The organism is bacterium SCSIO 12741 (genome assembly GCA_024398055.1).
GTDB lineage: Bacteria > Bacteroidota > Bacteroidia > Flavobacteriales_G > Salibacteraceae > SCSIO-12741.
In genome coordinates this window covers 1,720,863-1,736,301 of record CP073749.1, presented here as the reverse complement: position 1 = coordinate 1,736,301, position 15,439 = coordinate 1,720,863, and the positions used below count along the sequence as shown (strand labels likewise).

Annotated in this window: 7 protein-coding genes; 2 read left to right on the top strand and 5 right to left on the bottom strand. The window is 46.3% G+C overall.

What is annotated here, in order from left to right:
* Window position 1 precedes the first annotated feature (1 nt).
* The 5 genes from KFE98_07380 to KFE98_07360 form a co-directional block, all read right to left on the bottom strand.
* Window positions 2-874, bottom strand: coding sequence for a PorP/SprF family type IX secretion system membrane protein (locus KFE98_07380; protein ID UTW63952.1), 873 nt, complete (start codon window positions 872-874; stop codon window positions 2-4).
* Window positions 875-995: 121 nt separating this feature from the next.
* Window positions 996-3,836, bottom strand: coding sequence for a T9SS type A sorting domain-containing protein (locus KFE98_07375; GenBank protein UTW63951.1), 2,841 nt, complete (start codon window positions 3,834-3,836; stop codon window positions 996-998).
* Between the two features lie 124 nt (window positions 3,837-3,960).
* Window positions 3,961-5,739, bottom strand: coding sequence for a hypothetical protein (locus tag KFE98_07370; protein UTW63950.1), 1,779 nt, complete (start codon window positions 5,737-5,739; stop codon window positions 3,961-3,963).
* Window positions 5,740-5,766: 27 nt separating this feature from the next.
* Window positions 5,767-6,747: a T9SS type A sorting domain-containing protein gene (locus KFE98_07365; protein UTW63949.1), complete on the bottom strand. Its 981-nt coding sequence runs from the start codon at window positions 6,745-6,747 to the stop codon at window positions 5,767-5,769.
* 83 nt (window positions 6,748-6,830) lie between these two features.
* Window positions 6,831-13,346 (bottom strand): VCBS repeat-containing protein, encoded by a 6,516-nt coding sequence (locus KFE98_07360; GenBank protein UTW63948.1) that lies wholly within the window; start codon window positions 13,344-13,346, stop codon window positions 6,831-6,833.
* 169 nt (window positions 13,347-13,515) lie between these two features.
* Here KFE98_07360 and KFE98_07355 point away from each other — a divergent pair, with 169 nt between their 5' ends.
* Both KFE98_07355 and KFE98_07350 read left to right on the top strand, forming a co-directional pair.
* The gene (locus tag KFE98_07355) at window positions 13,516-14,865 is read left to right on the top strand and encodes a sigma-54-dependent Fis family transcriptional regulator (GenBank protein UTW63947.1); all 1,350 of its coding nucleotides are present in this window, start codon (window positions 13,516-13,518) and stop codon (window positions 14,863-14,865) included.
* Between the two features lie 23 nt (window positions 14,866-14,888).
* Window positions 14,889-15,431 carry a heme NO-binding domain-containing protein gene (locus KFE98_07350; protein ID UTW63946.1) on the top strand — a complete coding sequence of 181 codons (543 nt, stop codon included), beginning with the start codon at window positions 14,889-14,891 and terminating at the stop codon, window positions 15,429-15,431.
* Window positions 15,432-15,439 lie beyond the last annotated feature (8 nt).

Sequence of the window (15,439 nt, the reverse complement as noted above, 5' to 3'; positions counted from 1 at the left end):
GTTAAGAGGACTTCTTTTTTAACATTAATGCCAAGCCAATCTCCTGAGAAACCCGTGAACCATGATGGTCCTTGTTGTACACATAATCGATCGCATAGTTCAATCGAAATTTTTGTTTGATCTCAATACCCGCCATTCCGGCAACTGCGGTATCGTAGCGGTAGGTTGCCCCTATCCAATAGGTTTTGCGAAAAATGGTTCGCACATTGAAATGGTAATCGTGTAGCCACGGGTCTATAGTGGTTATTAAATAGGCGGTGGGTTGTATTTGCCAATTCGCTCCCAACTTGAAATCATAGGTAAGGTTTGCGATTAAATGGCGGCGGTTTTGGTAGTAGCTCAATTCTGATTCCAAAAGCTGGGTGACGGAAACTCCTCCCCAAAGATGTTTTCCTTTGTAGAACACTCCCAAGTTCATATCAAACGCATTGCTGGCCATATCAAGGCCTGCAGCAGGATCTGCATAAAGGTCTCCAAAAGTAGCTGCACTCCAATCGGCTACCCGAACCTGATAAAATCCGGCGACTCCGGCACTGATAATCCGGTCACCTTTAAGTTTAACCTGATAGGCATAATTGATCCCCAATTTTTGGGTTTGTGCAAATCCTACTTCGTTAAACGAATAGTTAATTCCGATTCCGCTGTTTAAGCCATCGATGCGGTAGTCATATCCGGCATTAACCAATTTCTGTTCGCGGTACCGTCCCCAATCCGTTAGTCGGCCATTGAGATGTACATGGTGTTTGTGGAAAAGGCCGGAAGCTGCAGGGTTGTACACTGAGTAGTTGTTCCAAAAGAGATTGTAAAGCGGTTCTTGCTGAGCCCAAACCATTCCTGGCAGGCAAAAACAAAGGAGGATAGCTAAACGATTCATAAGGCAGGGTTTTTAGGGTGATGTCTAAATGGGTGGACTCCCAAACACCCTAAACCGTTGGTATAAGCTCCTGATTTTAAGAACTAATTAGGAGGGACTAATGCATTATACACCTACTTCATCATTGCTTAATGATACGCTCTTGATGAAGTAGCCTCCCTCCCTGGCTAAATATTCTTATGAAATAAGTACCCGCCTTAAAATGATTAAAATCGAGAGGATCTTCGGCTCGATAAGAATCCCAATATTCAAGCCTGACTCCTTGCAGGGTCAAAAGCTCTATGGCTACGGTTTCTTCCCCTTTGGGCAATGATAAATGAACCTGGCCCACTGTTGGATTAGGGAAAATTCTCACCTTTTTTCCGCCCACAGCATCTTGGACCGAGGACGGATCCATGTACTTGCATTCGGTCGTATCGATACACCCATGTTGAGTAACTTGAGCGGCAAACGAACCTACTCTTCCTGGACTAAAAATGGAATCTGTTGCTCCACTTACTACCGAGTAATTGTTATCACAATCGAGCCATTTTAGGGTAGCTCCCTTAGAACGGGCAAACAAGGTGTGAGGATCTTTATACCCAAACAAATAAGCCACGGTATCGATGGTGACCACATAGGTTACTGAACTATCACACCCCGTACTCGCCGATAAGGTGTCCAGATAGATTCCTGAATTACTCCAAACCTTTCCGCTGCTGGTGGTATAGGAATAACAGGCCCGAACGGTATCGTGGGTGCTTACACTTTTGTTAATCTGAAGTACAATCGAAAGAAGAGAGTCACAACCGGCTTTATTGGTTAGCGTGTCCTGATAGGTTCCACTGGCTTTCCAGGTGTATTTGCCGCTGGGAGAGGTGTATCGGTCACAGGCTATAACGGAATCGGTGGAACTCGAACTCCCTACCAGGGTAAGAGCCACACTGATTATGGAGTCGCACCCAACATGGTTGACTATAGTATCCAAATAGGTCCCACTGTTGCTCCAGGTATAATTACCACTGGGTGAGGTGTACTCGTTACATGCCGTAACGGAAAGAGCTGCCCCCGATCGGTTAAGGATGGTAAGGGCCAAACTGACAATGGAATCACATCCACCAACTGACTGGAGGGTATCTACAGCCGTATAGTTGCTGGATTGGTAGCTTTTTCCTCCCCAGGTATAGGTGTCGCAGGCCGTAATTGAATCAGTGGTAAATACGGTATAGTGTAGAACAAGCTGAATGCTTAAAACGGAATCGCAACCGCTGGAATTGACTAAGGTGTCCTGGTAATTTCCACTGCTCATCCAAGTAAATTTTCCGCTTGGAGAAGTAAAGGAATCACAGGCATGGATGGTTACATTGCTTTGGGAGGGTGATCCAGTGGTTAGCAGCAAGTGAAAGAGGGAATCTACCGTCGCTCCGACCACAGTATCGCGATAAGAACCAGCGATACTTACCTGCTGTCCCCTGAACAAAACGCTACCTCCGTTGCAAAGATGAGTTGTGTCATTAACCGATACAACCGGTTTTGGAGCTGGGGTGACTGAGTAGTGAATGTAATAAGACTCGTTGCCGGCAGATACTATACTCGCTACACCGGGCCCAGGATCGGCGTCAAAGTTTAGGGTATTGTCCCCACTTGCGGTAAAACCTTCGTTGTGATAGTCCGCACGAACCACGTATCCTGATCCAATTTTGTAAGAATAGGCGTCAATCAGGTCCAGTTGGGAGTCGTACATAGCCACGAAGGCATAATCTCCGACGTTACTTCCGGTCACATTTTTTACGGCCGTGTCCGGGTCAAAATCGGCTGTACCACGGAGGTATCCCGTTACCATTACATTTCCCGTATCATCCAAAGTCATCCAATGAGCCTCTTCATTTCCAGAGCTCCCGACAGATAATACATCCAGAAAATTTCCACTTGAATCAAGCTGAAGAAGAAAAACATCCCGACTACCATTGGATACTCGATTAGCCTGGTTGGACGATGGGTCAAAATCAGCCGTTCCAGCAAAAGTCCCGCTCATGTATATCTGACCCGATCCATAAGAGCCCAAGCCATTGCAATACTCTTTCAAAGAGCCACCAACGGATTTGACCCATTGAAAATCTCCGTTCTTTTTCAACTTCACAACGGCCAGGTCAAAATCTCCGGAGCTAACCGCATTATTCACTCCCGAACCCGGGTTAAAATCAACAGTTCCTTTAAACTCTAAACCAATTAGAATGCCTTGTTTATGAAAGGAAATTCTTCTTCCATACTCGTCGTCCGCACCCCCAATTTGTTTTACCCAGTCCAAGGATCCATTGGGCTTATACCGGGCCACATAAACATCATCGGATGCGGATTGACTGGTTAATGAGGTGATTCCAGTACCAGGCTCAAAATCCACAGTTCCATCAAAGTGGCCTACTACATAGACGTAGCCAGAATCATCTACCACCATGTGAATATCACGAGCGTCGGTTTTAAACGCCCATCGGTAGTTACCTACGGAATCATAGCTGGCCACATATTGACTGGCAAAGCCCAAGGAGGAGGATCTTAAGGTATCAACCCCCGTTCCCGGATCAAAATCAAATAAACCACCCATACCTCCGGCGATGTACAGGTTGTTATTGGCGTCCAAATGAACCGATTCGTTTATCATTCCATCAATAAAACCTCCAACCGGCTTTATGTAAGTAATTGACTTAACCCAAACCGCCTTTCGGTTGGTGTCATACTTACCAAAAAATCCGCCGGAATAGGTCGGGTGTTGAGTAAGCATGAGCGTTGTTGGAGAAAAGTCAAGGTCTTTGGTTCCAATAAAGGTTCCCGCAAAATACATGTGATTGGAATCCTTGGAAGTAATTCCGCCAGGAAAAACCGGAGTAGAATGACTCCACTGATAGTCAAACGTTTGAGCTCGTAAACTGGAAGCAAAAACAACAAGCAGCAAGGTGAGAAGGAGAGGTGATTTTCTGGTCGTCATGCGGTTAGAATTAGGTTTAAGTACTTGGGCCAAATCCGTAAAACGGCACCCATACCGCACAATTTATTGAATATTTGGCTCTTATGGAAACTTAACTTCCTAAAACCTCCCCATTACAAGCCCCTTACTCTCCGATATTCCAGATCTTATCATAGCCCATTTCCACCTCTTTTTGACGCAAGGCATCAAACATGTAGCTAATGCTGGCCATCAGTTCTTCCAGGTTGAGAATATGACTCAGGTATTCAGGATTACCCTCTAGTGCTTCTGACGAAAAAGGCACGCCGGTGCTCAAGGTGATAAATCCTTCAGCATACACTCCGCGTCGGTTTTCCTTGGTTTCGTCAATGCCCTGGATAGAAAACTTGACTTTAGGCAAAAGCACAATGTTATTGTCCCGATTAGCGCCAATATCAAAATTGATCTCCAGGCTCACCATACCATCAACCCGAGTTGATTTCATCAATTCTCCAAACGAATCATCATTCAACGTTTTCATGATCTCCCGCAGCGATTCCGGGCTCACTCGTTTGGTGTTTTTGTAATTCTTACTTATCCGGGTTTTTGTGTTTTGCTCGGTAATTGGGAAAAACTCGGTGTAAACAGGGTCGCTCGTAATGGTTTCAACCGGAACATGCTTAATAGAGAACTTTTCGGCCATCATTTTTTCCCAGCTCTGGTAAAAGGATTCCATGGCCGTTTCCCAGTATTCGTCCGGCAGTTGTGGAAATTCGTAGGTAGTGGTGCGCGTCCAGGTTTGGGTATACCGGGTGTCACCAACGGTCCAGGTATTGGTTCCTGACTTAGACTCCTTTTTGTAGGTACGTCCATTGATGGTGAGTGAGGCAAGGCCAAAGTTGCTGGCTCTGGAAAAGGGTATACCAGTACGCGCATTAGGTTTGTAAATGGAGTAGGCGTATTTTTTTCGGGCCCTACCCGAAAATTTAAGCTCGGTAATCACTCCTTCTTCCTGTTTTCCCTTTACGATCACCGGTTTCGCTCCATAGGCCTGAACTTGTATTTTTACTTTTCCGCAATCTCCGGATGCCTGCTCAGGAGTGGTTTCCCCATATTCTGTGATTTTTTGTCGCAAAACCACCAAATAGTTCAGCCCTTTATTCACCTGCCCGGCACCCAGCTTTCCATTAATCTCAAGGCTGGAAAAGCTTTCTTTAGGGATGGTGATCACCTTATCTGTGGCCTTAAAATCGGCAAAGTAGTTCCAGGCCCGGGCACCGGCTACGTCGGTAAGTAAGCCCACTTTGATGGTGGTTCCTTCTGCTCCTTCCGGGTGAGAAATTTTGAGGGTAAAGTCTTCATTCAAATCCAGAATGGGCATGGTAGGGTCTCCGTTAATTTCCAGAATTTCTACCTCCGGAATAGGCTCTACGGTTACGGTAGCTTTTCCGCCTGTTTCGGTGGTAATGTCCACCTTTTTTGGGCCCTCAACGGGTTTATCGAAATTGAGCCCATAAGAGCCAACTCCAACGTAATCGAGTGAATCCCCTTCGCAGGATACATTCCCCAAAATCTTGTACATCCCCATACCCTCCGATTTCATAAAGGTGGTATACACCAGGTGATCGCCTTCACGGGTGTTTTTGGGAAAGTATTTGGATTCCGACGTTTTGGTCTCAACCGGATACACCCCCATAATGAGGGTTACAATGGGCGCCGTGGCACCAAGGTCGTCGGTTTTCGCCGTCATCATGTTTCCGGCCAGGTTACCGATTTTCTCACCGATCCGAAGGTTGGGTTTCTTGATGGTTAACTTCTTCTTCTGAGCGATTAGCGGACTTGTTGTCAATAACAAGATCATTGCGCAGCCCATCCATTTTAGTGCCTTCATGTGTTCCATTTGAGGCAAAATTCTCACGTCCGTTCGGGTTTTGCTATAGGTCATATGCCACATTTAGGAGTGCTTCTCGGATCAGTTCTTAATGAACCGCTTCTGAACCAACTGGCCGGAACTCAAGGATGCCCGCAGGAAATAAACCCCTTGAGGGTAGTCTTCAACCGAAATCTTATCAGCTTGCCATTGGGTTTCCATTTTGCGGCCTGACTGGTCCCATATTTCAACCTTCTCCAGGTCGCCCCCAGTTACTTGCAGCCAGGTTTTTGCTGGATTCGGAAATAGGTCAATCGATTCATTGGATGGGGTACTTACTAGGGCAGATGGACCTGGGGCGCCACCGCCTTCACTGGTTTTATTACCATAAACGAAATAGAGGTTTGAAGCTCCCGAGTAAAGCAATCTGAGAATGGGTACCCCTCCTCCCTGCTTGTACCAGATGTATTGCGTATAGGTCGTGGTGGATTTGAGAATGTAGTTGGTGTCTACTTCTACCTTCTTGATGCGAAACACGTTGGAGTAATTCGTATTGCCAGGCATTTTGAGGGTGCCAAAGCCATCGTAATCGGTCGTGGTTCTTCTTTCGCCAACCTGGTTTGCTCCTACAAAAATAGGCGCCGTTACATCTGAGCTCTGGTTAAACCCTATCGGATAAACAATGGAAGCCAGCGGGGGATTAAAACTCGTTCCGGAGGACACCCCTCCAGTTCTGTGTTGAAATAGGGTGTCGTTTCGGTAGCTAAACAGACTAACAAATTGGCCTGCTGAACCCTGCCTAAACTCCTCTATCGTTGCCGTAGGGTGGGTTGAGCTTACCGGATGCTGTTTGGTTCTAAATGAATCTGTTTCATAAAAACCCAGGTTAAACATCAAATCGGAGAAGTCCCAATTGTATCCATTTCCGGTCTCAGCATCCAGGTCGTTAGTAATAGCGTGGTAGGTCAAATACAAGATCGTATCCTGATCGCCAATATCGGGCATATCGTTTTTGGTAAAATCGGGTTGTGCCAGCAAACTTCCAGATAGAAGTAACAAGGCGATTGATAGAACATTCTTCATGAGCGATTTTTGATACAAAGTTCTCGCCCAATCCCAGTAAATGGTCTACGTCATTTGCCGTATTTTTCGATAATTCCCAGGTTTTACCTCACCATTACTTTGCCGGTATAGGGATGATTCCACTCATCGCGAATTTTCAGAATGTACATACCATTACCCCAGGGGATATCGTCCAGAGATACGGGTCCTGGTTCATCTATCTCCCGACTGGCAACAAGCGTTCCCGACAGGGTAAAAACCTGCAATTGTCGAATGGTAATCGGTAAATGCTCCTCGCCTGTCATCACCAGCTCTAACTTCGATTCGGGCTGCACTGGATTAGGATAAACAATCATTTTCACCCATTCATCTCCATCCATACGATCCACCACCGTGTGAAACACTTCATTGGTAATGATGTAATCGTTGAAGTCAAATTGAATAGCAGCCGTATTTCGAATCACGGTACCGGACAGAGTTTGAACCCGAGGCAGTATTTTAAAGCTGATAAAACCCTGACTCAACAACGGGTCAGACATACTATCCGGCAATTCAATTCCATCGAACAGAACATGAAGTACGCCATTCTCAAAAAGGGTAAACTCACCGTCATGACTCATTTTTAAATCGTGCAAGGAGGTCCAGTCCAAGTCGCCACTCAAGGTGTCCAAAACCACCACTCGGGCAGCCGGGTAGTTACCTATATTTTGGAACCGGATTTTGTAGGTCAAGGTATCCGAAGCTAAAACCAAATGAGCCGCTCCAAAACCACGTGGCCAGGCCAATTTATCGTTTGGATCTACAGCTCCTACAATTTCTTCCCGAGCCAATGATTGATTATTAGCCAAGTTGTTTTCTGCAGTAGAAGTGGTAATGCTCGCTGGAATGTTTTTCCAATCTCCTAAAGTGGCAGCCAACGAAACAGAATCAGTTAAGACTAACTGGCCATAGGCTTGAACCGGAAGCGAATCGAAATACCAGAAGTAGGTGTTTTGAGAAACTGAATCCCAGGGAATACTGGTCTCTACCAATACCAAATCGGGATCCACTTCTACTCCTACCCAAACATCCTTGGCAGTGACGGTTCCTTCGTTGCCATAATTCACCAAAATGTTGTTTCGGAAACCGCGGCGAAGAGCAGACGCCCCAATAGTTACACTTACATCGGCCAAGGCATTTTGAGCCTGAAGTGGAAAATCAAGCCCAGTGTGAGATTCACCCGAAGCACCACTTACCGAAATACTATGCGTAATGGTTGAAGCCCCACATTTTGCTTTCCAGGAACTGGAATCTTTGAGCGCCAAGGTGTAGGCTCCCATTTCAAGATAGGTCTCGTAGTTTCCTTCAGAATTGGTGGATACATACCTCGGACCCGGGGTCAATTCTACGGTTTGATGGGCCAATACCTGCTCCCCTTGATCCCATTGGCAATTGTTGTTCTGATCAATAAACACGCGACCTGAAACCAATGTTCCTGCGGGCTCGGTAAGCTCCATACAGTTCTGCAAATTCACCTGAGTATAGTATTCTTTCAACCCAGATGGCCACTCGATGATTACCGAATCCGCTTGAGTGGCATCTCCCAATCCAATCAATTGACGCAAGGAACTTTGTCCTCCGGCTCCTCCTCCCGATTGGGCGGAAACCTCTCGCATTTGCCATACGGCTACTCCATAAATGGTCGCCTTAACCCGTACCTTGGCTCCAACCGCCGAACGGTTAGATTGGGTTCCGGTCAACTTGACGCACAAGGCGGACTGACAACTTCCAGTTTCGTTTTCGTAAAAGTCATTGTCGTTTCCAGCGCGGTTTGCCACCATTAAATCCAAGTCCATGTCATTGTCGAAGTCGGCCAGGGCTACTCCAAAAGACTGTGAACGCTCTTCGGTCATACCGGTTTGAAACCGAGAGAAATTTCCATTTCCATCGTTCATGTACACGAAGTTCTCTCCGTTTTGATCGTTCGCTGTGAATAGATCCAAGTCGCCATCATTGTCCAAGTCGGCCCAGGCACTTCCGTGGGAATGACCGCCGTTGTTCACAACCGCTCCATTCGTGATTTTGGTAAAACCTGCGGCTCCATCATTCCGGTACAAAAAGTTATCCTGATTACCGGCATTGGTCACAAAAAGATCCAGGTCGCCATCGTTGTCGTAATCGCCCCAGCTACTACCTACCGAGTTGCCAGAATCAGTGGTAAATGGCGCTTGCAACACCTTTTCAAAAGTACCGCCCATGTTTTCGAAAAGGCTGTTCTTTTGATTATTGGTATTCGGCATGAAAAGATCCAGGTCGCCATCGTTATCGTAGTCAGCCCAGGAAGCCCCGATCGAATAACGGGCCTCCTGAGTGACTACGGAAGACTCCACCCTAGTAAATGTTCCATCACCGTTGTTGTGATACAATAAGTTGAAACGTGTGGGCATAAATTCACACACGATTAAGTCGAGGTAACCATCGTTGTCGTAGTCACCCCAGGCTGCGCCATGGCAGTAGCCGCTATAGTCGACCAGGCCAGGGGCCGATACTTCGGTAAATTGCCCGTTTCCGTCGTTGCGAAACAACTGGTTCCCTGCTCCAATGTTGTTCGCTATAAAAACGTCCGGGTCACCGTCGTTATCGTAGTCGCCCCAGGTGCTGGTGACTGCTCCACCCAACGCAGATGTGAGATCTCCCCCACTCAATACTTTCTCAAAGGTTCCATCGCCTTTGTTTTTCCATAGTTGCCCGCTCTTTTGGGGATCGTATTCGGTAAAATACACGTCTTCCCATCCATCGCCATTGTAGTCCATCCAGGATACGCTCCAGGAGTCGCCTCCGCCACCTTGAAAGCCAGCAGTTTGGTTTTTCTCAAATCGAATAGATGGATCATAGGCCAGGTTGAGTGTGGGCAGTTTTCTTCTACAAATCTCTTGGCCGGCAATGGTCAACTGAACATACTCTCCAGGCTTGAATTGAGAGCTCAGGTCCAACTCAAACTTGAGTCTGAATTTGTTTGAATCGAGGTTTAACACTCCTGGTAATCCTCTACTACCCAAAGTACTATTGACCTGAGCGGTAGCATAGGAATACGAGACTCCTCCATTTTGTGGATCATTGATGCCTCCCCAACCGGAGTTCAACGGATACTCAAACTGACTTGATCCGGAACGGTAGCTCATACTTCCACTGGCAGGCAGCTGAAAGCTTACATCAATGCTATCTGCCGAAGCGAAGTACACACTAGCCACTTCCACTTCTACTTCTACAGTTCCCGAACACGCCCCACCAACAGTGGCCCCTTTGATTCGGGCTTGAATGCCTGCAGACTTAGGCTCAACCCGAAGCTCATAACTCGATTTTGGGCAGGTAAAGGCGTAATAGGAGGACGGGTATCCCGAACACTCATATCCGGTATAGACCCAAAGTTTATCGGCATTACAGGCACTGTACTTAGCGGTGATACTTACCTTACGGGTGCGGTTTCTGGCTATTTTACCCATGGGGTAGATATCGCTTACCTGGGTTAATACAGTATCTGCATCGGTATCACGAACCTCTACCAGGGTCAAGTCTCCCGAAGGAAGAATAAAATGGAGCCAGGAATTATTGGCATCGGTGTTGGAAGTAGAATTCTTAATCTCCAATTGCCAAGTCACGGTTTTGGAAAGTCCGTCTACCACAGGGGCGGGTGAACTCATCGCCAATTGAGTCGGGCGATAACGAATGCGGTCCGCATTTGTGGTCAGGTAGGCGGTGCTTGCCGAGCCCAAGGCTGTGCTTTGGTTAAAATTAAACTGCCAATCAATGTCTTCATAAGTGTTAGTGGGTACGTCACAAGTAGGAGCCACTTCCAGATACAAGGTCCCGATAAAGCCCTCATCACTGGGTTGAACAGTTCCCCCCTTGCCTGCGTACAAGCTACTGAGGTCATAAATAAGGGTATCCTGACTTTGAGTTGGAGTCAAATTGTATCGCCAATCTGTAATGTACGCGTTTGTAGTGCGTGTTCTCCGCATACGTACATAGGAGTTAACCAACTGATAGTTTTGTGGAATTACCACACGAGCTTTGTTTACTTCAGCCCAATTGCGGTATTCAAAGGGAAAGAGGTTCCCGCCGGCATAATTTGAACAGCAATCACCGATACTCATGCCAAAGTTTTGCTGAATCACCCGGGTACAGGAGTTCACAGTAAAGTTGTTTTTGGAGGAGTTGTTATAGAAGTAACCAATCAGGGTAAAACGACCGTTGTAGTAGCCGCAGGAATAACCTCCACCCGAACTTGGATTAGCCATAAAGGAAAGGTATAGACTGTTGTCCACCTTCACCTCTTCAACTATACCTCCTGGGTTGCTACTTACCCGATACCGACAAACCAATTCAATGGAGTCTCCAGGGCTGTATTTCCACTGATTTAACGCCGCATTTTGCGAGACATATTGAAAAGCCGAAATATCGTAGGCAAAGGTCTTGTTGGTTCCAGAAACGGTTTCTGAAGGATTGGACACAGTAACGGTGTAATAAGCTTGAGCCGATGCGTCGTAAATATTCAAGGTCGCATCGATCGCATCGAGGTAGGTTCCTTTTTCGATTTCAGAACTGGCGTAAGCGTACGACCACTGAGACGAACCGGTAGATTGAACCACCCCGGTAAAAACTCCTTGCAGGGTATCTCCAACCATCACTCGCTGAGATTTTATTTTACTTAAATCCAGGCTTCCACTATTGTCTGCCAAGCCATCCTGGTTGTTATCCGGTTGTCCAAAATTGGTACGGACAATGGAATAATTCTGGAAATAAACACCTTGGCAAGGCCCTGAAAGCGGACAATGCAAATCCACCTCAACAGACTGGTTGCAGAGAAAAGGAATACTTACAACCGTGGAGCAAGTGGTATCGGGAATGTAGGATACGCCATAGTCCACGGTCAATCCAGGAGTGCTTCCTACCACCGAGCAATCTCCAGTCAAGTTGAGCTGCACTTCTGATTTTGGGAGGGCGAAATTAACCGGCAAGGCAAAGTCTACTTCCAATACTCGATTTTGGGCATCCCAGGAAGACTTTAAAGCCGGCCATTGAGAACTTCCACTGGTCAAATTCAGGGTATTTGCCGCTGGACTGTAAGCCAATCCTTGAGGAATGTCGAAGCGATAACGCAAACGACCGCCTGTGCCTAATGGCAGTTCATTGGTGTAGCTTGAAATGCTGAAGGTAAATGTTTTGGTTTCCTGGTCTTTGATGTCGGTTGGTGATTCGGTAAAAATGCTCATGTTGGCATCCAAGGTACCTTGTCCGGTCCCGCTCTTCGAATAGTTGACCGCACAACCATCTTCATAAGCCAGGGAATAGGCCCAACCGCTAACCTCTTCACCCTGGCATACGGAAATGGCACAGTGACTCATATCCCATTCCAGGGTGAGTTTTTGTCCAGGGGCCAAATCGGGTAAACTCAGAAAAACTTGTCCCACAGGGTTTTGACCCAAGCAGGAATAAGAGCCGGAAGATTGAGTAGCAACTACACTATCCGGAGATATGGCCACTTGCGTTCCTCCATCTATTTGGTACACAAAACTTTCAGCCACAATCTTGGAAAACAAACTCTGGTCATATCCCGACCCGCTCGACTTGAACAGGTTTAACACAAGATCTTTTGCGGTTCCTTGGCCGTTGTTGGTAAACTCCAATTTCTGGCCGCTTAAGTCTCCTGAGGCAAAACAAGTCACCAAACTTGGAGTCGCCTTTGCTGAAATATTGGGTTTTTGATACTTGATTTGAACATGACCATAAGTGGAAACACCAGCCAAATTCTCTCCCGAACAGCCCCAATGGGTATTGATTTCGGAGGTAACCGTTACATCCTGGCAACCGGACCCTTGAAAGGTCTGAACAATCAGAATAGATTCATTGGGATCCAAAAAACCATCGTTGTTTCCAATTCCTTGAAAGTCGGAACTGCTTAGGGTAAGCGTGTCGCCCGTGGCATTCCATTGACCATGACTGGCCGAAACCGCGCTCAACCGAGCATCGTTGCGAACATCTGAAATTCGGATCTGATCAACTTTGCCATATCCGGCATTAACCACGGTGACTGTACGAGTAACCTGATCTCCACAATTAACCTGAGTGGTACTTGGAGAAACCTGAGTTATACTCAGCGCCGGGTACAACAGATTAAAAGCGTTGGAATATTGTTGTGCATTTCCACCTTGATATTGCAAGTCGGTTAAGACTCGAAGTGTATTCCCTTGCTGCAGGTAATTAACGGCTTTTGGGTCCGCCTTAACCAACAAACAAAACTTCAGGCTATCCCCTACACCCAGGAATGTGGCCCCAAAAGTTGGCCGCTCCAAATTTGAACTATCCAAAACTGTTAAGCCATGAGACGTAAGCTCTCTTGTACTTCCAGCAACATACTCTATTCCCGTGGGTAACTGGGTCTCCACAATGAGACCGGAAAACGCTTGTGACAAATCATTATATACCGTCACTTTCAAAGTATCCGACTCCTGGCATACCGTTAACTCTAAGGCCATGTCTGTTTGAATGGTTTGAGCTTGAAGAAAAGCCAGTCTTAAGAAGATAAGTTGGAACAAAAAGATCTTTTTAAAGGAATTTGAGCTGAAGTAAGGGTAATTCATGGTGTAAATTTTCCTATCCCCTTAGGAGCACCATGCCAAAATACAGACTGTTGATTTTCAACAACTTAAATGAACCAACATAATCTTCAATTGTCTCTAAAAGAAAAAAATCTCTATTTGAGATACATTCTTTAAGTTTATAGGAACCTAATTCTAAACTCCCGGTTCTATGCAGAATACATTTAAAATATTTCTGGTCGAAGACGACATTTGGTATGCCGAATTGCTTCAGTATCACCTGAGTTTGGATCCGGAATTTGAAGTTCGTCATTTTGGAAATGCCAAAGACCTCCTGGGTGCATTGAATGAGAACCCCCAAGTGATTTGTACCGACTTCAATTTACCCGACATTGACGGAGGCGAACTGGTGAAACAGCTAAAGGAACAGATGCCCAAGGTTCCTCTTTTGGTCATCTCAGGACAAAACGATGTGAGCACCGCCATCGACCTGCTTAAAAACGACAATGTATACGATTACCTGGTTAAGGATGACGACACCAAAGACCGACTGTGGAAGGCCGTGCATCAAATCAAGGAGCGAAGCAGCCTGGAAGAGGAAGTAGAAACCTTGAAGGAACAACTGGGCCAGAAATACGACTTCAACGAAGCCATAAAAGGAAACAGCCAGTCACTTCAGGATGTGTTTAAACGCATGAAAAAAGCGTGCGATAACAACATTACCGTATCCATAACCGGAGAAACCGGAACGGGTAAGGAATTGGTGGCCCAATGCATCCACTTTAATTCTACCCGAAGCAAAAAACCCTTTGTGGCCGTGAACATGGCCGCCATTCCCAAAGAGTTGATCGAAAGTGAACTTTTTGGCCATGAGAAGGGGGCCTTTACCGGAGCCCATGCCAGGCGTATTGGAAAGTTTGAAGAAGCCCACAAAGGCACTCTATTTCTGGATGAGATTGCCGATTTAGATGCCAGTTTACAAGCCAAGCTCTTACGTGTTTTACAAGAGCGTGAAGTAACCCGTATAGGGGGAAACAAACCGATCAAAATAGATGTGCGGGTGATTGTGGCCACCTACAAAGACCTGGCGGTGCAAGTGAAAAACAACCTTTTTAGACAAGATCTTTATTTCCGTTTGCTGGGCCTTCCCATCTCCTTGCCTCCGCTTCGGGAAAGAAAAGAAGACATCCTGCTGCTGGCCAAACACTTCGTTGATCAGTTTTGCCGAGAGAACAAAAAACCCAAGAAAACCCTTTCGGCAGAAGTCCGAAAAAAGCTCAACCAATACCACTATCCTGGAAACGTCAGGGAGCTCAAAGCCATTATGGAACTGTCTACAGTTCTGGCAGATGACACCGAAATTAAGCCCGAAGATGTAACCTTCAACAGCAGTGTTTCGTTCACTGACTTTATAGGTGAAGATACTACCCTTAAGGGCTTTACCTCTCAAATTATCCGGTATTACCTGGATAAGCACAGCAACGACGTGGCCCTGGTGGCCAAGAAGCTGGACATTGGCAAGTCGACTTTGTATAAAATGATTCAGCGAAACGATGTATAATCTTAAACTAAACGAACATAATTATGTATGGAATTGTTAATCAAGCGATTCAGGGCCTTGTAACCGAAAACTTCGGAGAAGACAAGTGGGAAGCCATTAAAGCCAAGGCTGAGATCGATACCGATTTCTTTATGAGCAATGAGTCCTACGATGATTCAGTGACCTATAACCTGGTTGGCGCCGCCAGCGAGGTTCTTGAGGTTCCTGCTTCTGCCGTACTCAGCGCTTTTGGAGAATACTGGATTCTGAAAACCGGAATGGAAAACTATGGCTCACTATTAGCTTCCGGAGGAGATAACTTCAAGGAGTTTTTGGTGAACCTTCCCAATTTCCACAGCCGGGTAATGCTTATGTATCCGGAATTAACCCCTCCTGAGTTTCAGGTGACCGATGTAACGGATAACACCATGCACGTGCACTATTTCTCAGAACGTGAAGGCCTGGCTGATTTTGTGACTGGCCTGCTCAAGGGAATAGGGAAAATGTTTCAAAAAAATGTGGACGTAGAAATGGTTGAAAGCCGTGATGCCGGAGCCGACCATGAGGTCTTTTTGGTGAAATTTTAATCTTTCGA